Annotated in this window: 16 protein-coding genes; 14 read left to right on the forward strand and 2 right to left on the reverse strand. The window is 70.7% G+C overall.

The annotated features are described in order from the left end of the window. Positions 1 to 102: 102 nt before the first annotated feature. Positions 103 to 1,149 carry a LacI family DNA-binding transcriptional regulator gene (locus ACFVXA_RS19720; protein WP_362023186.1) on the reverse strand — a complete coding sequence of 349 codons (1,047 nt, stop codon included), beginning with the start codon at positions 1,147 to 1,149 and terminating at the stop codon, positions 103 to 105. Positions 1,150 to 1,370: 221 nt separating this feature from the next. Between ACFVXA_RS19720 and ACFVXA_RS19725 the strand changes: the two genes are divergently transcribed. Genes ACFVXA_RS19725 through ACFVXA_RS19750 form a run of 6 tightly spaced genes read left to right on the forward strand, consistent with a single transcriptional unit; the run spans position 1,371 to position 10,850 of the window. After that, complete coding sequence (locus tag ACFVXA_RS19725) at positions 1,371 to 2,660, forward strand: ABC transporter substrate-binding protein (RefSeq protein ID WP_390025813.1); 1,290 nt, start codon at positions 1,371 to 1,373, stop codon at positions 2,658 to 2,660. A 6-nt stretch (positions 2,661 to 2,666) separates the two neighbouring features. Then, positions 2,667 to 3,605 carry a sugar ABC transporter permease gene (locus ACFVXA_RS19730; RefSeq protein ID WP_362023180.1) on the forward strand — a complete coding sequence of 313 codons (939 nt, stop codon included), beginning with the start codon at positions 2,667 to 2,669 and terminating at the stop codon, positions 3,603 to 3,605. After that, positions 3,602 to 4,507, forward strand: coding sequence for a carbohydrate ABC transporter permease (locus tag ACFVXA_RS19735; RefSeq protein WP_389466779.1), 906 nt, complete (start codon positions 3,602 to 3,604; stop codon positions 4,505 to 4,507). The genes ACFVXA_RS19730 and ACFVXA_RS19735 overlap by 4 nt, the downstream gene beginning before the upstream one ends. A gap of 34 nt (positions 4,508 to 4,541) precedes the next feature. After that, positions 4,542 to 5,774 (forward strand): glycosyl hydrolase, encoded by a 1,233-nt coding sequence (locus ACFVXA_RS19740; RefSeq protein WP_390025815.1) that lies wholly within the window; start codon positions 4,542 to 4,544, stop codon positions 5,772 to 5,774. A gap of 29 nt (positions 5,775 to 5,803) precedes the next feature. Next, positions 5,804 to 7,804: an endo-beta-N-acetylglucosaminidase gene (locus ACFVXA_RS19745; RefSeq protein WP_390025817.1), complete on the forward strand. Its 2,001-nt coding sequence runs from the start codon at positions 5,804 to 5,806 to the stop codon at positions 7,802 to 7,804. Between the two features lie 28 nt (positions 7,805 to 7,832). Next, positions 7,833 to 10,850: an alpha-mannosidase gene (locus ACFVXA_RS19750; protein ID WP_389466785.1), complete on the forward strand. Its 3,018-nt coding sequence runs from the start codon at positions 7,833 to 7,835 to the stop codon at positions 10,848 to 10,850. Between the two features lie 568 nt (positions 10,851 to 11,418). On the opposite strand, the gene ACFVXA_RS19755 is transcribed toward ACFVXA_RS19750, so the two are convergent. Continuing rightward, on the reverse strand, positions 11,419 to 12,120 hold the full coding sequence (locus tag ACFVXA_RS19755; protein ID WP_362023167.1) for a FadR/GntR family transcriptional regulator: 702 nt from the start codon (positions 12,118 to 12,120) through the stop codon (positions 11,419 to 11,421). 207 nt (positions 12,121 to 12,327) lie between these two features. Between ACFVXA_RS19755 and ACFVXA_RS19760 the strand changes: the two genes are divergently transcribed. From ACFVXA_RS19760 to ACFVXA_RS19795, 8 genes are read left to right on the forward strand one after another with little or no spacing between them, the layout of a single operon-like run. Further along, a complete protein-coding gene (locus ACFVXA_RS19760; protein ID WP_362023164.1) occupies positions 12,328 to 13,404 on the forward strand; it encodes a sugar ABC transporter substrate-binding protein in 1,077 nt (358 codons plus the stop codon). Continuing rightward, positions 13,401 to 14,924: a sugar ABC transporter ATP-binding protein gene (locus ACFVXA_RS19765; protein ID WP_390025819.1), complete on the forward strand. Its 1,524-nt coding sequence runs from the start codon at positions 13,401 to 13,403 to the stop codon at positions 14,922 to 14,924. Before ACFVXA_RS19760 ends, ACFVXA_RS19765 begins: the two co-directional genes overlap by 4 nt. Continuing rightward, the gene (locus ACFVXA_RS19770) at positions 14,917 to 15,951 is read left to right on the forward strand and encodes an ABC transporter permease (RefSeq protein WP_362023159.1); all 1,035 of its coding nucleotides are present in this window, start codon (positions 14,917 to 14,919) and stop codon (positions 15,949 to 15,951) included. The genes ACFVXA_RS19765 and ACFVXA_RS19770 overlap by 8 nt, the downstream gene beginning before the upstream one ends. A 49-nt stretch (positions 15,952 to 16,000) precedes the next feature. Next, complete coding sequence (locus ACFVXA_RS19775) at positions 16,001 to 17,356, forward strand: L-fuconate dehydratase (protein ID WP_390025821.1); 1,356 nt, start codon at positions 16,001 to 16,003, stop codon at positions 17,354 to 17,356. Further along, positions 17,353 to 18,126: an SDR family oxidoreductase gene (locus ACFVXA_RS19780; protein ID WP_362023153.1), complete on the forward strand. Its 774-nt coding sequence runs from the start codon at positions 17,353 to 17,355 to the stop codon at positions 18,124 to 18,126. The genes ACFVXA_RS19775 and ACFVXA_RS19780 overlap by 4 nt, the downstream gene beginning before the upstream one ends. Next, complete coding sequence (locus ACFVXA_RS19785; RefSeq protein ID WP_390025823.1) at positions 18,123 to 19,109, forward strand: aldo/keto reductase; 987 nt, start codon at positions 18,123 to 18,125, stop codon at positions 19,107 to 19,109. The genes ACFVXA_RS19780 and ACFVXA_RS19785 overlap by 4 nt, the downstream gene beginning before the upstream one ends. Next, positions 19,106 to 19,420 carry an L-rhamnose mutarotase gene (locus ACFVXA_RS19790; RefSeq protein ID WP_362023147.1) on the forward strand — a complete coding sequence of 105 codons (315 nt, stop codon included), beginning with the start codon at positions 19,106 to 19,108 and terminating at the stop codon, positions 19,418 to 19,420. The genes ACFVXA_RS19785 and ACFVXA_RS19790 overlap by 4 nt, the downstream gene beginning before the upstream one ends. Further along, entirely contained in the window at positions 19,417 to 20,256 is an 840-nt protein-coding gene (locus tag ACFVXA_RS19795) for an amidohydrolase family protein (RefSeq protein ID WP_390025825.1), read from the forward strand. Before ACFVXA_RS19790 ends, ACFVXA_RS19795 begins: the two co-directional genes overlap by 4 nt. Positions 20,257 to 20,259 lie beyond the last annotated feature (3 nt).

Below are 20,259 nucleotides of genomic sequence, written 5' to 3' on the forward strand. Positions count from 1 at the left end.
GCGGGACTCACGGACTCACGTACTCAGGGACTCACGGACGGAGGCAGGGACGGAGGGCCGGAGGGACGGCGGGACGGCGGGTCGGAGGGAACGGGAGATGGGTCACGCGCCCCGCGCCGCCCCCGTGCTGTCCCGCTCGATCAACCGGGGCACCGGCACCTGGACCGTCCGCGCCGGGCCGCCGTCCAGCAGCGCGGTCAGTTCCTGCGCGGCCGTGCGTCCGAACTCCACGGTGTCGCGGGAGAGCGCGGACAGCCATGGCTTGACCATGCGGCACAGAGCGGAGTCCTCCCAGGCCACCACCGACACGTCACCCGGGACGGCGAAGCCCAGTTCGGTCGCGGCGGCGACCCCGGCGACGGCCATCACGTCGTTGTCGTAGACCAGCGCGGTCGGCGGTGTGCCGTTCTCCAGGACGCGGCGGGTGACGGCCGCGCCCTCCGCGTCGGAGTAGTCGGTCGGCACCGAGCGCACCTCGGCCAGACCCCGCCGCTCGGCCTCCGCGCGCAGGGTGCGCATCCGGCGTTCGGTGTGGGCGAGCCCCGGCAGGCCCGCGATGTGCACGATCCGGCGGTGGCCGAGCGCGAAGAGCTCGTCCACGACCGCCGCCATCGCACCCGCGTCGTCCGCCCAGACGACGGACAGCCCGGGATGCCGGGCGTCCGGCGCGCCGCCGATGACCACGGCCGGCAGGCCCAGCTCGTCGAGCAGGTCGGGACGCGGGTCGTCGACGCGTGGGTCCACGACCATCACCCCGTCCACACGGTGCTCCGCCCACCAGCGCCGATAGACGGCGCACTCGGCTTCCACGTCCTCGACCACCTGGAAGAGCAGCCCGAGATGACGCTCCGCCAGCACTTCCTGGATCCCGGAGATCAGCTGGAGGAAGAACGAGTCGACGCCCAGCGTGTCGGCGGGGCGCGCCACCACCAGACCGACCGTGGCCGCTCCCTCGCCGGACAGCTGGCGCGCCGCCGCGCTCGGCCGCCAGCCCAGCTGCTCGGCGACCCGGCGCACCCGGTCGCGGGTGACCTCGGAGACCCCGGGCCGGTCGTTGAGCGCGAAGGAGACCGCGCTCTCGGAGACCCCGGCGCGCCGCGCGATGTCCTTCATCGTCGGCCGGCGGGCGGGAGACCGCTTGGCTGGCACGTTGGCTCCCCATTTCTCCGAGCGGGCACTAATGCGCTTGAGTGGTCAAAGCCTAAAGCGCATTAGTCGTTGCTCGCAAGATCCCCTTCCCGGCCCCTGTGACCTGCACTAATGCTGAGCAGATTCATTTAGCTGGCACGAATCCATTGACTTTCTGTGAGCGCGCCGGGCATGGTCGCTGGCGCCACCACTCGCCGACGCCGCAAGGGAGCCGTGTCACCGTGCCCATACCCCGTAGAGCACTTGTCGCCGCCGCCGTCGCCCTCGTCCTGCCGCTGAGCGCCTGCGGTTCCGGTGACGACGGCGGCGGTTCGACGGACGCCTCCGGCAAGGTCGAGGGCGACATCACCTTCCAGACGTGGAACCTGAGGGCCAACTTCAAGTCGTACTTCGAGGGTGTGATCGCCGACTTCGAGAAGAAGTACCCCGGCACCCATGTGAAGTGGATCGACCAGCCCGCCGAGGGCTACGCCGACAAGATCAGCGCGGACGCGGCGGGCGGCACCCTGCCCGACGTCGTCAACGTCTCGCCGGACCTGGTCGCGCCGCTCGCCAAGGCGGGCCTCGCGCTCGACCTCGACAAGTCGGCCGCCCAGTACAAGAAGGAGTACCTGGGCGGCGCCTGGGCCAGCCACCAGATCCCGGGCATGACCGGAACGTACGCCTTCCCCTGGTACCTCAACACCGGCCCGCTCTTCTACAACAAGTCGCTCTTCAAGCAGGCCGGACTCGACGCCTCCGAACCGCCGACGACGTACGACGAACTCTTCGCCGACGCCCTGCAGTTGGCGAAGAAAAGCAAGGGCAAGGTTGCCACCCTCGCCAACGTGCCCACCATCGAGGACTTCGGGCGCTACGGCGTCGAGCTGATGAACAAGCAGGGCACCGCCTTCGCCTTCAACGACGCCAAGGGCGTCGAACTCCTCACCAAGTACAAGGAGTTGTACGACGCCAAGGCGCTCGATCCGCAGGCGCTGACCGCGACCCCCGAGTCGTCCGGCAAGAAGTTCCTCACCGAGGCTGTCGCCATGAACCCGGGCAGCGCCCTGGACCTCGGCAACTTCAAGAAGCAGGCCCCGAACCTCTACAAGAACATCGGCATCACGGACCAGATCACCAGCACCGGCAAGGTGAACATGTACGTGATGGGCGTGATGGTGAACTCGCGCACCAAGCACACGCCCGCCGCCGTCGCCTTCGCGCACTACGTCACCGACGCGCAGAACCAGATGTCGTTCGCCAAGAAGGTCGCGATCTTCCCGAGCACCGCCGGATCGCTCGACGACCCGTACTTCACCAAGCAGGACGGCACGGACGAGACTCGGGTGCGCATCGCCGCCGCCAAGTCCCTTAAGAACGCGGTCAATTACACGCCGGTCCTGTTCAGCGAACAGATGAAGACCGCGCTGCGCAACGAGGTCGCCAAGGCGCTGCAGGGCAAGGAGAGCCCCAAGACGGCTCTCGACAACGCTGTCAAGGCCTGCGACACGCTGCTTCGGCAGCAGGGCTGATCCGACATGGCGAGTTCTTCCAGCATCTCCGGCGGAGCCCGGCGCGGGGTGCGGACGGCGCGCCCCGGCACCCGGGTGCGGCGCCAACTGCCCAGCAGCCCCTGGCTGTTCGCCGCCCCGGGGTTCCTGGTCGTGGGCGTCTTCATCCTCTACCCCTTCGTCTCCACGCTCATCAACGCCTTCACCGACCGCCGCACCCTGATCCCGGGCAAGTTCGTGGGCCTCGCCAACTTCCGCGAGCTGCTGCACGACGACATGTTCTGGATCGGCCTGCGCAACAGCACGCTGTACGTCCTTGGGGTCGTCCCCGCGCTCGTCCTGCTGCCGCTGCTGCTCGCCCTGCTGGTGCAGAAGAACATCCCCGGCATCACCTTCTTCCGGTCGGCCTTCTACACCCCGGTCGTCGCGTCCATCGTCGTGGTCGGCCTGATCTGGGTGTGGTTGCTGGACGAACGCGGCCTGGTGAACGCGCTGCTGGAGACGGTCGGCGTCGGCAAGGTCGGCTTCCTCAGCGACCAGTGGCTGCTCCTGCTGAGCGCCATGGCCGTCACGGTCTGGAGGGGCCTCGGCTACTACATGATCATTTACCTGGCCGCGCTCGCCAATGTGCCACGCGAACTGCACGAGGCCGCGCAGGTGGACGGGGCGGGCGCGGTACGCCGCTTCTTCACGGTCACCGTGCCCGCCGTCCGCTCCACCATGGTCCTGGTCGGCGCGCTCTCCTCGGTCTCCGCGTTCAAGGTGTTCTCCGAGGTCTACCTGATGGCAGGGCCGGACGGCGGCCCGGCGGGCGAGGACACCACCCTCGTCATGCTCGTGCAGCGCACCGGCACCGGGCTGACCGGCCGTGTCGGCTACGCCTCCGCCATCTCGGTCGTCGTCTTCGTCGTGACCGTCGTCCTGATGCTGCTGGTGCTGCGCGCGGACCGCAAGGAGGAAGCGTGAGCGTCGTCGAGAAGGTACGTCCCGCTCAGGCACCGGCGGCCGCTCGCGAGCCGCGCGTCAGGGATGAGCACGGCCGCCGTATCCGCGTCTGGGAACTCGCCCTGCGCTACCTGCTGTTGCTCGCCGTCCTCGCGCTGACCGTCGGCCCGTTCCTGTGGCAGCTGTCCACCTCGCTCAAGGGCCCGACCGAGGACATCTTCAGCTCGCCGCCCAAGTTCCTGCCGAGCGAGCCGACTCTGCACAACTACCAGCGCGTCGCCGACACCATCCCCGTCTGGGACTACGCGTTCAACTCGCTCAAGGTCGCCGGCGCCAACGTCGTCACCAACTGCCTCGGCTCCGCGCTCGCGGGCTACGCCCTGGCCCGGCTGCGCTACCGCGGCCGGCGCGTCGCCACCCTCGTCTTCATCCTCGCCATGCTGGTCCCGGCCGAGGGCATCATCATCGCCCAGTTCACGACCATGCGTGAGCTCGGTCTGAACAACACGCTCATCGGGGTCGTACTGCCCGGCTGCATCGGCGCGATGAACGTCCTGCTGATGCGCAACGCCTTCCTCAACCTCCCGTACGAGATCGAGGAAGCGGCCTTCGTCGACGGGGCGAACACCTGGCAGCGGTTCCTGCGGATCGCGCTGCCGTCCGTGAAGGGCACCCTCGCCGTCGTCGCGATCTTCGCCTTCATGGGCGCCTGGGACGACTTCCTGTGGCCGCTCATCGTCCTCAGCGATCCCTCGAAGTTCACTCTGACCATCGGACTGAACTATCTGCACGGCACCTTCGCCAACGACGAACGGCTCGTCGCCGCGGGCACGGTCATCGCCGTGGCACCGCTGATCGCCCTCTTCGCCTGCCTCCAGCGGTACTTCTTCCGCGGCGTGGGTGAGGGCGCCGTCAAGGGCTGACCCGCTCCGTACCTCAGATTCGCAAGGACCCCGCATGCCTGCTGCCGTGCGCTTCGGCGTCAACTACACCCCGAGCGAGGGGTGGTTCCACCACTGGCTCGACTTCGACCTCGACGCCGTACGCGCCGACCTCGACTCCATCGCCGCGCTCGGCCTCGACCACATCCGGGTCTTCCCGCTGTGGCCCTACTTCCAGCCCAACCGCACCCTGATCCGCCCGCGGGCCGTCGAGCAGCTCGTCGCGCTCGCCGACGCCGCCGCCGAACGCGGACTCGACGTCAACGTGGACGGGCTGCAGGGGCACTTGTCGAGCTTCGACTTCCTGCCCGCCTGGACGCAGACCTGGCACCGGCGGAACATCTTCACCGATCCGGAGGTGGTGGAGGGGGAGGCCGCATACCTGCGCACCCTCGCCGCCGCGCTCGCGGACCGGCCGAACTTCATCGGGATGACCATCGGCAACGAGGTCAACCAGTTCGCCGCCGGACCGCACCCCGACCCGGACCGCATCACGCCGGAACAGGCCGGGGCATGGCTCGAGCGTCTGCTCGCCGCCTGTGCGGAGGGCGCCCCGGACAGGCTGCACCTGCACGCCTCGTACGACGCGGCCTGGTACCAGGACGACCAGCCGTTCACCGCCGAGCACTCGGCCCGGCTCGGCGCGGTCACCGCCGTGCACTCGTGGGTGTTCAACGGCACGGCCCAGCGCCACGGCCGTACGGGCGTCGCCACCGAGCACCACGCCGCGTACCTCATCGAGCTGTCCAAGGCCTGGGCGGACGACCCGCACCGCCCGGTCTGGCTCCAGGAGGTCGGCGCGCCCGCCCCACTGATCCCCGCCGAGCACGCCGCCGCCTTCACCGAGGCGACCGTCGCGAACGCCCTCGACTGCCCGGACGTCTGGGGCGTCACCTGGTGGTGCTCGCACGACGTCAGCCGCTCCCTCGCCGACTTCCCCGAACTCGAGTACAGCCTGGGCCTGTTGACCAGCGACCGGCAGCCCAAGCCCGCCGCGGAGAGCATCGCCCGGATCATCAAGGAGCGCCGGCCGGACGCGCCCGCCCCACGCGGCACCGCGCTGGTCGTGGACACCGCCCCGGGCCGCTCGGTCTGCGCCCCCGGCGGCCCCGTCTTCGAGGCCTTCGCCCGGCTGACCGCCGACGGGGCCCGTCCCACCACCGTTCTCGCGAGCCGCGCCGACGACAAGGAACACCTCGCGGCCCGTGGCATCACCGACGTCGTCACACCGGATCAGGTCACCGAGTAGCCCGTCCCCACGACGATACGGAGCACACAGTGAACCTCAGCAGACGCACCGTCCTGCTCGCCGGCGCGGCGGCAGCCCTCACACCCATGCTGCCGGGCCTCGCCCACGCCGCCACCCGCGACCTCCAGCCGTACGCCTCCTACTGGTACCCCGACTCGCTGCCCTCCGGCACCCCGGGCACCGGCATCACCTGGCGCAGCCTGAAGGCCTGGCGCGCCGACACCGACGCGGACCTGGCGTTCAACGCGGCGTCCGTGCCGCTCGCCGCCCGCTTCACACCGGTCCCCGCGAACACGACGGCCCGCTCCGGGCAGGCTCGCATCCAGTCCCTGGTCTCCTTCGGCCCCACGGCGAGCAACCCCTCGCAGGGCGCGGCCACCGCCGACTACTACGCCCTCACCCACTGGGCGTACGTCGACGAACTCGTCTTCTGGGGCGGTTCGTCCGGCGAGGGCCTGATCCTCGCTCCGAACGCCCCGATCGTGGACGCGGCCCACCGCCACGGCGTCCGCGTCCTCGGCAATGTCTTCCTGCCGCCCGTCGCCTACGGCGGACAGCTCCAGTGGACCCGCGACCTGGTGCAGAAGGACTCGGCCGGACACTACCCGCTGGCCGCGCAGCTCGTGGCGGTCGCGGCGGCGTACGGCTTCGACGGCTGGTTCATCAACGCCGAGACCGGCGGCGGCAACAGCGCGCTCGCCACCGACATGCTCGGGTTCCTCAAGGAGCTCAAGGCGCTCGGCACGGCCAAGGGCCAGCGGGTCACCTGGTACGACTCGATGACCGTGAACGGCTCGGTGAGCTGGCAGGGCGCGCTCAACAGCCAGAACCGGACCTTCTTCCAGGCCGCCGACTCCATGTTCGTCGACTTCCGCTGGTCCCAGAGCAGTCTGGCCTCCTCGGGCACGACGGCCCAGCAACTCGGCCGCAGCCGTTACGAGTTGTGGGCGGGCGTCGATGTGGAGGCCAACGGCACCGGCACGTCGGTGAATTGGGACGCCATCGTGCCGACCACCAAGTCGCACGTCACCTCCATCGGCTTCTACCGGCCCGAGTGGACCCGCAACCACCTGCCCGCGAACCGGACGCCCGGCGACTTCCACGCCGCCGACGACAAGTTCTGGACCGGAGCCTCGCTCGACCCCTCCAGGCCGGACACGACGGCGAGCTGGCGCGCACCCGCCCTCTCCGTCGCCGACCGTTCAACCATCACGTCCGTCCCCTTCGCGACCGTCTTCAACACCGGCCACGGTCTGAAGTGGTACGAGAACGGAAAGGTCACCGCGGACGCGGCCTGGAACCACCTCGGTCTCCAGGACCGGCTGCCGTCCCGCCGCTGGGTCGTCCGGGCCAACGGCCAACGCCCTTCCGTCACCTTCGACTTCGCGGACGCCTGGCGCGGCGGCAGCAGCCTCCTGGTCGACGGCACCCTCACCGCCCCGACCACGCTGGACCTGTACGCGACGCGGCTGCCGCTCGGCGCCGACACCGTGGTCGAACTCACCCACCGTACGGACGCGGGCAGCGCCTCCCTCGAACTGGCCGTCGCCACCGCCGAGCCGGGCGCCGCCGGTGGCGCACCCCCGTACACGTACATCCCGGTGACCGTGACCTCGGGCGGCGGCTGGCAGACCTCCACCGTGCGGCTCACGGGCCTGTCCGGGACCGTGCGCGCGCTCGGCGTCCGGCTGACCGCGACCGGCGGTCCCGTGCGCTGGCGGCTCGGCGGGCTCGCCGTCCGGGACGCGGTGGTGACCCCCGCCGCACCCACCGGCCTGCGCGTCACCGACGCCGACGGCGGAAACCTCCGCTTCGCCTGGCAGGGCGCCCCCGGCCCCGTACGCCACTACGAGCTGTACCGGATCCTCCCCGACGGCACACGCCGCTTCCTCGGCGGCACCTGCCAGCGCGCGTTCTACGCCGGCGGCCTCGCCCCCGCACAGGGGGAGAAGGCCGCGCGGTTCGAACTGCGCGCGGTGGGGGAGCTGTTCACCGTCTCGACCTCCGCCACGACCACGCACACCTGGTAGCCCGCACCCTCACCCACGGAGCACTCTCATGCATGACGACCGCACCCTGGTCGAAGCCCGCCTCAAGCGCGTCCTCGACGAGCGCATACGCCCCGCCGTGTACCCCGAGTCCGTACCGCTGGACGTGGCGGTGTGGCACGCGCCCGGCGAGCCCGTGCCGGTCGTCGACGGACTCGCGGCCACGCCGGAGCCGATCGAGGCGGGCGCACGCTGGGGTGCTCCGTGGGGCACCAGTTGGTTCCGCGTCACCGGGACCGTCCCCGAGGCCTGGGCGGGCAGGACCGTCGAGGCGCTGCTGGACCTCGGCTTCGACGAGAACATGCCCGGGTTCCAGTGCGAAGGCCTCGTCTACCGGCCCGACGGCACCCCGGTGAAGGGCCTCAACCCGCGCAACCAGTGGGTGCGGATCGGCGCCCCGGTGGAGGGCGGCGAACAGGTCCGGCTGCACATCGAGGCAGCCTCCAACCCGGTCATCCTCGACTACCACCCCTTCCTGCCCACGCAGTTGGGCGACAAGGAGACGGCGGGCAGCGCGCCGCAGTACCGGCTGGAACGCATGGACCTCGCGGTCTTCGACGAGACCGTGTGGCAGCTCGTCATCGACCTGGAGGTGCTCGGCGAGCTGATGGCCGAACTTCCGGTGGAGTCCGCGCGGCGCTGGGACATCCTGCGCGCCGTGGAGCGTGCCTTGGACGCGGTGGACCTCCAGGACGTGAACGGCACGGCGGCCGCGGCACGTTCGCGGCTCGAAGACGTCCTGTCGGTGCCCGCCGCTCCCTCGGCCCACCGCATCAGCGCCGTCGGGCACGCCCACATCGACTCCGCGTGGCTGTGGCCGTTGCGCGAGACCGTCCGCAAGGTGGCCCGCACGACCTCCAACATGACCGCGCTTCTCGAGGACGAGCCCGACTTCATCTTCGCGATGTCCCAGGCCCAGCAGTGGGCCTGGGTGAAGGAGCACCGGCCCGAGGTGTGGGCGCGGGTGAAGAAGGCGGTGGCCGACGGGCGGTTCGTGCCCGCCGGTGGCATGTGGGTGGAGTCGGACACCAACATGCCGGGCTCCGAGGCAATGGCCCGTCAGTTCGTGCACGGCAAGCGGTTCTTCCTCGACGAGTTCGGCATCGAGAACGACGAGGTCTGGCTGCCCGACACCTTCGGCTTCGCCGCCGGACTGCCCCAGATCATCAAGGCGGCGGGCTCCAAGTGGCTGCTGACGCAGAAGATCTCGTGGTCGCAGACCAACAGATTCCCGCACCACACCTTCCAGTGGGAGGGCATCGACGGCACCCGCATCTTCACGCACTTCCCGCCCGTGGACACCTACAACTGCTCCATGAAGGGCAGCGAAATCGCCCACGCCGCACACAACTTCAAGGACAAGGGCGTCGCCCGGCACTCCCTCGCCCCCACCGGCTGGGGTGACGGGGGCGGCGGCACCACGCGCGAGATGGTCGCCAAGGCGGCCCGGCTGCGCGACCTCGAAGGGTCCGCGACGGTGGTGTGGGAGACCCCCGAGGAGTTCTTCACCAAGGCGGAGGCCGAGTACCCCGACGCCCCCGTATGGGTCGGCGAGTTGTACCTCGAACTCCATCGCGCCACGCTCACCAGCCAGGCCAGGACCAAGCAGGGCAACCGCCGCAGCGAACACCTCCTGCGCGAGGCCGAACTGTGGGCGTCCACGGCTGCGGTACGCACGGGATTCCCTTATCCCTACGAGGAGTTGGACCGCGTGTGGAAGACGGTGCTGCTCCACCAGTTCCACGACATCCTGCCCGGCTCGTCCATCGCCTGGGTGCACCGGGAGGCGCGGAAGACGTACGAGCGGGTCGCGGAGGAGCTCGGTGGCATCATCGAGGCGGCCCAGCGGGCGCTCGCCGGTGAGGGCGACACGGCTCTGGTGTTCAACTCCGCGCCGCACAGCAGGGACGGCGTCCGGGCGGGCGCTGCCGGGATGCCCGTCGTCGAGGGTGAGGCCGCGCTCGCGGCGCGCGTGAACGGTGGCTACGTCCTCGACAACGGCGTGCTGCGCGTCGAGGTCGACGCGCGGGGGCTCGTCGTCTCCGCGTACGACCTCGTGGCCGACCGCGAGACCGTCGCGCCCGGGCAGGCCGCCAACTTGCTCCAGATCCACCCCGACTTCCCCAACATGTGGGACGCCTGGGACGTCGACGAGTTCTACCGCAACACGGTCACCGACCTGGTGGACGCCGACGAGGTCGTGCCTGGTGAGGACGGCGTGTCGGTCCGGATCGTACGGTCCTTCGGCGCGTCGCGGGTCACCCAGGTGCTCTCGCTCCCGCCGGGCGAGCGGCGGCTAGGCATCGACACCGAGGTCGACTGGCACGAGACCGAGAAGTTCCTGAAGCTCGCCTTCCCGCTCGACGTGCACGCCGAGCGGTACGCGTCCGAGACCCAGTTCGGGCACTTCTACCGGCCGACGCACACCAACACCTCCTGGGAGGCCGCAAAGTTCGAGGCGTGCAACCACCGGTTCGTGCACATCGAGGAACCGGGCTGGGGTGTCGCCCTCGTCAACGACTCGACGTACGGCCATGACGTCACCCGGACCGTGCGCGACACCGACTCCGGTACGACCACCACCGTGCGTGTCTCGCTGCTGCGTGCTCCGCGCTTCCCCGATCCCGAGACCGATCAGGGCGTCCACCGCTTCCGGCACGCGCTGGTGCCGGGCGCGGCGATCGGCGACGCGGTGCGCGAGGGGTGGCGGATCAATCTGCCGGAGCGGCGGGTGACCGGCTCCCGGGAGGTCACGCCGCTGGTGAGCGTGGACCAGGACGCGGTCGTCGTGACGGCCGTCAAGCTGGCCGACGACGGCAGCGGTGACGTGGTCGTCCGCTTCCACGAGTCCCGCGGGGGCCGTACTCGGGCCATGCTCACGGCGGGCTTCGAGGTGGCGGGCGTGACGGTGACCGACCTGCTGGAGCGGCCCCTCCAGGACGCGGCGGCCCCGCGGCACGACGGCGACCGGATCTCCGTCCCGCTGCGCGCCTTCGAGCTGGTGACGCTGAGACTGCGGCGCGCCTGAGCGCGAGGCCCAAGGGCCCCCGGCGGCGTGGTCGGCTGGGGGCCCACTCGGGCGGTGCGGGGGCTGCGGGCCTTGGGCCCGCGGCTGCCTTCACCTTGAACCCGCGGCTGCTCGAGCACGGGCTCCCACCCGCATCAGCCGAGTGGGCCCGCACCCCCACCGGCCCAACGGCGCCGCCCCCACACCGCCGGAGTGTGGCAGCCGCGGATCCGAGGTGGGAGCGGCCCGGGCTCGGGGTGGGAGCAGCCGCGGGTTCAAGGTGGGAGTCGCCCGGGCGCAAGGTGGGAATGGCCGGGTCCGAGGTGGGAGTGGCCGGGGTTCGGGGTGGGAGCAGCCGCGGGTGCAAGGTGGGAGTCGCCCGGGGCTCAATGTGGGAATGGCCGGGGCTCGGGGTGGGAGCAGCCGCGGGCTCAAGAGGGGAGTGGCCCGGGCTCAGGGTGGGAGTCGCCGTGGCCGCGGCGGGAGTGGCCAGGGCTCAGGGCCGGAGTGGTCCGGGCTCAAAGGCGGGAGCGGTTGCGGGGCCGAGGTGGGATCGGTCGCGAGTGTGAGGCGCCGGCGGTCGCCGGCCCTACGGCTGCAGCTGGGCCCGCAGCCACTGCTCCACCTCGGCCACGTGCGCGGCGGCCGCCGCGCGAGCCGCCTCCGGGTCATGGGCGACGAGCGCGCGGTGGATCGCCGCGTGCTCGCGCCGGGTGCGCTCGAAGGCGCCCTCCTCCTGGTAGCCGCGCCAGACGCGGGCCCGGAAGGTGCGCGAGGACAGGCCCTCCAGGATCGCCGCCATGGTCTCGTTGCCCGCGGCGGCCGCGATCTCGCGGTGGAAGGCCAGGTCGTGCGCGAGGATCTGCTCCGGATCATCCGTCGCGTTCATCGCCGTCAGGTGTTTCTCCACCTCGGCGAGCTGGTCGGGCGAGATCCGGGCGGCGGCCAGCGCGGTCGCCGTCGACTCCAGGATCCGGCGCAGCTCCAGCAGCTCGACCAGCCGCTGACCGCGCGAGAGATCGGCCACGACACCGAAGGTCTCCAGTAGGTCTCCGGCCTCCAACTGCGTGACGTAGATGCCCGATCCGTGCCGCGCCTCCAGCACGCCGAGAACGGTGAGAGCCCGGATCGCCTCGCGCATCGAACTGCGCGAGATGCCCAGCTGGGCCGCCAGATCACGCTCGGTCGGCAGCCGCTGCCCCGGCTCCAGGCGGCCCTCGCCGATCAACGCCTTGATCTGCTCGATGGCGCGCTGCGTCACGGTGCCCTTCTGCGGGGCCGGCTCGTCCACGCCACTTCCTCCTGATGGTCGGGTGCGCCGCAGTCTAACCACCGGAGTGGTAGGACCACTACGGCTTGAAAGGACGAAAAATTGGCTCCGAAGGGTGTTGTGAGGGGGAAGTGGTCTGATAAATATTCGTCCCGGTCGGTAGAGGGACCTCCGGCCACGCGTCCAGCTCGATCACGCTCTCGATCACGCTCAATGAGGAGCCGTCAGATGGCCGGCAGAACTGTGCGGAACAGGCGAATCTCGTCGCGGGCGGTACGTGCGGCGGCTGCGGCCGCCTGCGCGACCCTCGTGCTCACTGCATGCGGCAGCACCAAGGACACCGGCGCCTCCGGCGGCGGGGGAGGCGACGGCAGCGGCAAGGTCGGGGTGATCCTGCCCCTGCTGACCTCGCCGTTCTGGCAGTCGTACAACGACTATGTCCCGAAGATGGCGAAGTCCGAGGGCGTGGACGCGCTCAAGACCGTCAACTCCAACAGTGACCCGTCGCAGCAGATCACCGACATCAACAACCAGCTCAACCAGGGCGTGAAGGGGCTTGTCGTGGCCCCCCTGGACAGCGCCGCGATCGCGGCGGGCCTCGACCAGGCCGAGCGCAAGGGCGTGCCCGTGGTCGCCGTCGACGTGGCGCCCGAGAAGGGCAAGGTCGCCATGGTCGTACGCGCCAACAACGTGGCGTACGGCGAGAAGGCCTGCCAGTACCTCGGCAAGCAGATCAGCTCCGGCAAGGTCGTGCAGATCATGGGCGACCTGGCGTCGGTCAACGGCCGCGAGCGCTCCGAGGCGTTCCGCTCCTGCGTCAAGAAGAACTACCCGAAGCTGAAGGTCCTGGAGATCCCGGCCAAGTGGGAGTCCGACACCGCGGCCTCCAAGCTGGACACCCTTCTGAACGCCAACCCCGACATCAAGGGCATCTACATGCAGGCGGGCGGCGTCTACCTCGCGCCCACCCTCCAGACCCTGAAGTCCAAGGGGATGCTGAAGACGGTGGGACAGAAGGGCCACATCGCCATCGTCTCGAACGACGGCATCCCGCAGGAGTTCGACGCCATCCGCAAGGGTCAGATCGACGCCACCGTCTCGCAGCCCGCCGACGCGTACGCCAAGTACGGCATGTACTACATCAAGGCGGCGATGCAGGGGAAGACATTCAAGCCGGGCCCGACCGACCACGACTCCGAGATCGTCAAGCTGCCCAGCGGCATCCTGGAGGACCAGCTGCCCGCGCCGCTGGTGACCAAGGACAACGTGGACGACTCCAAGCTCTGGGGCAACACGGTCAAATGAGCACCCCACGTGAGATCCCCCCACCGGAGAGCCCGCCGCTGGTCGAGGCGCGTGGGATAGCCAAGCGGTACGGTCCGACCGTCGCGCTCCAGGACGGCCGTCTCACCGTCCTGCCAGGTGAATCCCACGCCCTCGTCGGGCGCAACGGCGCGGGCAAGTCCACCCTCGTCACCATCCTCACCGGCCTCCAGGCCCCCGACGAGGGAACGGTCCGCTTCGACGGCGAGCCCGCGCCGGCGCTCACGGACCGCGACGCCTGGCGCCGCAAGGTGGCCTGCGTCTACCAAAAGCCCACCGTGGTACCCGAGTTGACGGTCGCGGAGAACCTCTTCATCAACCGGCAACCGGTGGGCCGGGGCGGCTTCATCAGCTGGCGCAGGCTGAAGGCGGAGGCGGCGGAGGTCCTGGAGACCTGGGACGTGCGGGTCGACCCGGACGCGCGGACCGCCGACCTCAAGGTCGAGGACCGGCAAATGGTGGAGGTCGCCCGGGCGTTGAGCTTCGGCGCCCGGTTCATCGTCCTCGACGAGCCGACCGCGCAGCTCGACAACCGTGAGATCGAGCGGCTCTTCACCCGGATGCGCGCGCTCCAGGAGTCCGGCGTCACCTTCCTGTTCATCTCGCACCACCTCCAGGAGGTGTACGAGGTGTGCCAGACGGTGACGGTGCTGCGCGACGCCCGCTGGATCACCACCGCGCCGGTCGCCGCACTCCCGCGCCCGGCACTGGTGGAGGCCATGGCGGGGGAGTCGATCGCCGAACTCACGGCCCGGCACGAGTCCGTGGCCACGGACGCGCCGGTGATGCTCGACGCCAAGGGGCTGACCTCGGACGCGTACGACGGCATCGACCTCACCGTCCGCAGCGGCGAGGTCGTCGGTCTCGCCGGGTCCAGCGGCAGCGGCAAGATCGAGCTGGCCGAGTCCTTCGCGGGACTGTACACCCCGACCGGCGGTTCGGCTCACCTGGACGGCGAGCGGCTGCCGTTCGGCGATGTGCAGGCCGCGCTCAAGGCGGGTGTGGGCTGCGTGCCGCGCGACCGGCACGAGCAGGGCCTGGTCTCCGGGATGAGCATCGGCGACAACGCCACCCTGAGCGTCCTGAACCGGCTCGGCCGGTACGGCTTCATCGGCACCGACCGCAAACGCGGCTTCGCCACCGAGCTGATCGAACGCCTCGACATCCACACCGAGGGTCCCGAGCAGCCCGTCTCCGACCTGTCCGGCGGCAACGCGCAGAAGGTCGTCATGGCCCGCGCCCTCGCCTCCGACCCGCGCCTTCTCGTCCTCATCAACCCCACCGCGGGCGTCGACGTGAAGTCCAAGGAGTCCCTGCTGTCCCGGATGGACAGCGCCCGCGAGGACGGCACCGCCGTGCTCGTCGTCTCCGACGAACTCGACGACCTGCGCCGCTGCGACCGCGTCCTCGTCCTCTTCCACGGCCGCGTCGTCGCCGAACACCCGGCGGGCTGGCACGACCACGAGCTGATCGCCTCCATCGAAGGAGTGGACCATGGCTGACACGAAGGCCCCGTCGGCCTCGACCCCCACCTCCGTACGCGCCCCCGACGCACGCGCCGCCAAGGCGGTGTTGCTCCGACGGGCCCGCGAACTCGCCCTCGTACCAGCCCTGTTGGTGCTCCTGGTGCTCGGCGCGATCGTCAACGACTCCTTCCTCACCGAACGGAACCTGATCTCCATCCTGGGTGCCTCGGCCGCCCTCGCGATGGTCGTCCTCGCCGAGGCGCTGGTGCTCATCACCGGAAAGATCGATCTGTCGCTGGAGTCGGTGGTCGGTATCGCCCCCGCTGTCGGCGCGCTGCTCGTGCTGCCGGCCGCGCAGTCCGGCTGGGGCACGCAGTGGCCGGCCGGGCTCGCCATCGTGGCGATCCTCGTCGTGGGCGGAGTCATCGGCGCCTTCAACGGCGTCCTCGTGGTGAAGTTCAAGCTCAACGCCTTCATCGTCACCCTCGCGATGCTGATCGTGCTGCGCGGGCTGCTGGTCGGCGCCACCAAGGGCAAGACGCTGTTCGGCATGCCCGACGCGTTCTTCTCGCTGGCCACCTCCACCTTCCTGCGTGTCCCGCTGTCGGTGTGGCTGGCCGCGGTCGCCTTCGGCGTCGCCGGGCTGATCCTCAAGTACCACCGCATCGGCCGCGCCCTCTACGCGATCGGCGGCAACGCGGAAGCGGCCCGCGCGGCCGGCATCCGCGTCGACCGGGTGGTGCTCGGGGTGTCCGTCGTCGCGGGCGTCCTCGCCTCGGTCGGCGGGATCATGCAGACCGGCTACGTCGGCGCGATCAGCGCCAACCAGGGCAACAACATGATCTTCACGGTGATGGCGGCGGCCGTCATCGGCGGCATCAGCCTCGACGGCGGCAAGGGCACCATGTTCGGCGCCCTGACCGGCGTACTCCTCCTCGGCGTGGTGCAGAACCTGCTCACGCTCGCCCAGGTGCCGTCCTTCTGGATCCAGGCCATCTACGGCGGAATCATCCTGGTCGCGCTGATGATCGCCCGCGTGACCACGGGCCGCGCCCAGGACTGACGCCGCCTCGCTCTCGTACGCCCCCGTGTCCCGGACCGAAAGGCCTCCCGTGTCCCCAACTGCCGCTCGTATCACCGCGGTCGACACCTACGACATCCGCTTCCCCACCTCGCGCGAGCTCGACGGCTCCGACGCGATGAACCCGGACCCGGACTACTCGGCGGCGTACGTCGTACTGCGTACCGACGACGCCGACGCAGCGGAGGGGCACGGCTTCACCTTCACCATCGGGCGGGGCAACGATGTCCAGGTCGCCGCGATCGACGCGCTGCGGGGGCACGTGCTCGGCAGGTCCGTCGACGAGCTGTGCGCCGACCCGGGCTCCCTCGGCCGGGACCTGATCGGCGACAGCCAGCTGCGCTGGCTCGGTCCCGAGAAGGGCGTGATGCACATGGCGATCGGCGCCGTCGTCAACGCCGTATGGGATCTGGCCGCCAAGCGCGCGCACAAGCCGCTGTGGCGGCTGCTCGCCGATGCCGAACCGGAGTGGCTCGTCCGCCAGGTCGACTTCCGCTACATCACGGACGCGCTCACACCCGAGGAGGCCCTGGAGCTGCTGCGACGCGGCAAGCAGGGAGCCGCCGAACGCGCGGAAACCCTGGAGACGAGAGGCTTCCCGGCGTACACCACCTCGCCCGGCTGGCTCGGCTACAGCGACGAGAAGCTCACCCGGCTCGCCGCGGAAGCCGTCGCCGAGGGGTTCACGCAGATCAAGCTGAAGGTGGGCGCGGATCTCGCGGACGACGTACGCCGCTGCCGCGTCGCCCGTTCCGTGGTCGGACCGGACATCCGCATCGCTATCGACGCCAACCAGCGCTGGAACGTCGACGAGGCGATCACCTGGACCAAGGCCCTCGCCGAGTTCCGGCCCTACTGGATCGAGGAGCCGACGAGCCCCGACGACGTCCTCGGTCACGCCGCGATCCGCAGGGCCGTCGCCCCCGTCAAGGTCGCCACCGGCGAGCACGTCCAGAACCGGATCATCTTCAAGCAGCTCCTCCAGGCCGGTGCCATCGACGTCCTCCAGATCGACGCCGCCCGGGTCGGAGGCGTCAACGAGAACCTCGCCATCCTGCTCCTCGCGGCCAAGTTCGGCGTGCCCGTCTGCCCGCACGCGGGTGGCGTCGGCCTGTGCGAACTCGTCCAGCACCTCTCGATGTTCGACTTCGTGGCGCTCTCGGGAACCACCGAGGACCGGGTCATCGAATACGTCGACCATCTGCACGACCACTTCCTCGACCCGGTGGTGATCCGCGAGGGTCGCTACACGGCACCCAGCGCGCCGGGCTTCTCCGCCACCATGCGGCCCGAGTCCATCACGCAGTTCACCTACCCCGACGGCACCTTCTGGGCCGCCGACCTCGCCCAGCAGGCACACACCGACCAGAAGGGGGCGGCCGCATGACGGAATCTCAGGCCACTCAGGACTTCACCGGCCTCAAGGCGCTGGTGACCGGCGGCGCCTCCGGCATCGGCCGGGCCACCGCCGACCTCCTCGCCGCGCGCGGCGCCCAGGTCGCCGTCCTCGACCTCGACCCCTCCTCGGTCGACAAACCGCTCCTCGGCTACCGCGCCGACGTCACCGACGACGCTTCCGTGCGTGCGGCGGTGGCAGCGGCGGTCGCCGACCTCGGCGGCCTCGACGTACTGATCAACAACGCCGGCATCGGCGCCCAGGGCACCGTCGAGGACAACGCCGACGAGCAGTGGCACCGGGTCCTGGACGTCAACGTCCTCGGCATGGTCCGTACGACCCGAGCCGCCCTGCCCCGGCTGCGGGAATCCACGCACGCGGCGATCGTGAACACCTGCTCCATCGCCGCCACCGCAGGACTGCCCCAGCGCGCCCTGTACTCCGCGTCCAAGGGCGCCGTCCTCTCCCTCACCCTCGCCATGGCCGCCGACCACGTCCGCGAGGGCATCCGCGTGAACTGCGTGAACCCCGGCACCGTCGACACCCCCTGGGTCGGCCGGCTGCTCGACGCGGCGCCGGACCCGGCCGCCGAACGCGCCGCGCTGGAGGCCCGCCAGCCCACCGGCCGCCTCGTCTCCGCGTCCGAAGTCGCGGGCGCCATCGCCTATTTGGCCAGTCCACTGTCCGGCGCCACCACCGGCACGGCACTCGCGGTCGACGGCGGCATGCAGGGACTGCGACTGCGCCCGGTGGGCCAGTGAGCACCCTGGGGAGCAGCGGAGTCGAGGTCAGCGAGCTGTCCTTCGGCGCCGCGGGCATCGGCAACCTGTTCACCGCGCTCGACGACGAGCAGGCGTACGCGGCGGTCGACGCGGCCTGGGCCGGCGGCATCCGTTACTTCGACACCGCCCCGCACTACGGCATCGGTCTCTCCGAACGGCGCCTCGGCGCGATCCTGCGCGACCGGCCCCGCGCCGAGTACACGGTCTCCACCAAAGTGGGCCGCCTCCTGGAGCCCACGGACGCGGGCGGCGACGACCTGGCCGACGGCTTCGCCGTGCCCGCCACGCACCGGCGCGTCTGGGACTTCAGCGCCGACGGCGTACGACGCAGCCTGGACGCCAGCCTCGAACGCCTCGGCCTCGACCGCGTGGACGCCGTCTATCTGCACGACCCGGACGACCACGCCGAGCAGGCCTTCCGCGAGGGCTACCCGGCCCTGGAGAAGCTGCGCTCGGAAGGGGTGATCGGCGCGATCGGCGCCGGCATGAACCGGACCGAGATGCTGACCCGCTTCGTCCGCGAGACGGACGTCGACGTGGTGCTGTGCGCCGGCCGCTACACCCTGCTGGACCACCGTGCGCTCACCGACCTGCTGCCCGCCGCCCATGAGCGCGGCACGTCCGTCGTCATCGGCGGAGCCTTCAACTCGGGGCTGCTGGCTGACCCGCGGCCGGGAGCCACGTACAACTACGCGACCGCACCGGCCGAGTTGCTGGACCGGGCCCTGCGCCTCAAGGACATCGCCGAACGGCACGGCACCAGCCTTCGCGCCGCGGCTCTCGCCTTCCCCGCCGCCCACCCGGCCGTGGTGAGCGTCCTCGTCGGTGCCCGCTCGGCTCATGAAGTCCGTGACTGCGTCGAGCGTTTCGCGGCGCCGGTGCCCGCGGCCTTCTGGCGGGAGCTGCGGGACGCGCACCTGCTGCCCGAGGACGCGCCCGTACCCGTACAGGAGCCGTCATGAGAATCGCCCTGCACACGAAGGTCCGCGCGGACCGCGTCGCCGAGTACGAGGCCGCCCACCGGGCCGTGCCCAAGGAGCTCACCGCGGCCGTTCGCGCCGCCGGAGCCACCTCCTGGACGATCTGGCGCAGCGGCACCGACCTCTTCCACGTACTGGAGTGCGAGGACTACGGGCGGATGCTCGCCGAGCTGGAGAAGCTGCCGGTCAACATCGCCTGGCAGGCGCGCATGGCCCAACTCCTCGACGTCGTCCACGACTACTCCGACACAGGGGCCGACGCGGGCCTGCCCGTCGTGTGGGAGCTGCCGTGAGTGTGGACGCGCACCACCATGTGTGGGACCTCTCCGTCCGCGACCAGGACTGGATCACCGGGCCCGAACTCCAGCGGCTGCGACGGAACTTCACCCTCGCGGACCTCGCACCTCAGGCGCGGGCCGCCGGGGTCGACCGCACCGTCCTCGTGCAGACGATCACCGTCGCCGAGGAGACCCCGGAGTTCCTCGCCCTCGCGGCTCGGAGCGAGCTGGTGGCCGGGGTCGTGGGGTGGACCGACCTGACCCGGCCGGACGTGGCCGAGGAACTGGCACGGCTGCGGGAGTCGCCGGGCGGCCGGTATCTCAAGGGCATCCGCCACCAGGTCCAGGGCGAGCCCGACCCCGAGTGGCTGCTGCGCCCCGAGGTGCGGCGAGGGCTCGCGGCCGTCGCCGACGCCGGACTGGTCTACGACCTTCTCGTCCTGCCCCACCAGCTCCCCGCCTCCGCCAAGGCGGCCGCCGCTCACCCCGAACTCACCTTCGTGCTCGACCACTTGGGCAAGCCGCCGATCGCCTCGGGCGCACGCGAACCCTGGGCGTCGCACGTCCGGACCCTCGCCGCCCTTCCCAACACCGTCTGCAAACTCTCCGGCATGGTCACCGAGGCCGACCCCGCCACCTGGACGACCGGCACGCTGCGCCCGTACGCCGACACGGTTCTGGACGCCTTCGGCCCCGACCGCCTCATGTTCGGCTCCGACTGGCCGGTGTGCACACTGGCCGCGACGTACGGTCAAGTCATGGAGGCTACATACGAGTTGACGTCGACACTCGACGCCGGTGAGCGTGCGTCCGTGTTCAGCGGCACCGCCACCCGCGTCTACGGCCTCTGACCG

Source organism: Streptomyces sp. NPDC058246 (genome assembly GCF_042881985.1).
In the GTDB taxonomy this organism is placed as follows: domain Bacteria; phylum Actinomycetota; class Actinomycetes; order Streptomycetales; family Streptomycetaceae; genus Streptomyces.

Bases quoted from the DNA above. Each gene is read 5' to 3' on its own strand.
- ACFVXA_RS19780 (WP_362023153.1), top strand. From the start codon at position 17,353: ATGACGGAATCTCAGGCCACTCAGGACTTCACCGGCCTCAAGGCGCTG.
- ACFVXA_RS19730 (WP_362023180.1), top strand. From the start codon at position 2,667: ATGGCGAGTTCTTCCAGCATCTCCGGCGGAGCCCGGCGCGGGGTGCGG.
- ACFVXA_RS19750 (WP_389466785.1), top strand. From the start codon at position 7,833: ATGCATGACGACCGCACCCTGGTCGAAGCCCGCCTCAAGCGCGTCCTC.
- ACFVXA_RS19765 (WP_390025819.1), top strand. From the start codon at position 13,401: ATGAGCACCCCACGTGAGATCCCCCCACCGGAGAGCCCGCCGCTGGTC.
- ACFVXA_RS19790 (WP_362023147.1), top strand. From the start codon at position 19,106: ATGAGAATCGCCCTGCACACGAAGGTCCGCGCGGACCGCGTCGCCGAG.
- ACFVXA_RS19760 (WP_362023164.1), top strand. From the start codon at position 12,328: ATGGCCGGCAGAACTGTGCGGAACAGGCGAATCTCGTCGCGGGCGGTA.
- ACFVXA_RS19770 (WP_362023159.1), top strand. From the start codon at position 14,917: ATGGCTGACACGAAGGCCCCGTCGGCCTCGACCCCCACCTCCGTACGC.
- ACFVXA_RS19740 (WP_390025815.1), top strand. From the start codon at position 4,542: ATGCCTGCTGCCGTGCGCTTCGGCGTCAACTACACCCCGAGCGAGGGG.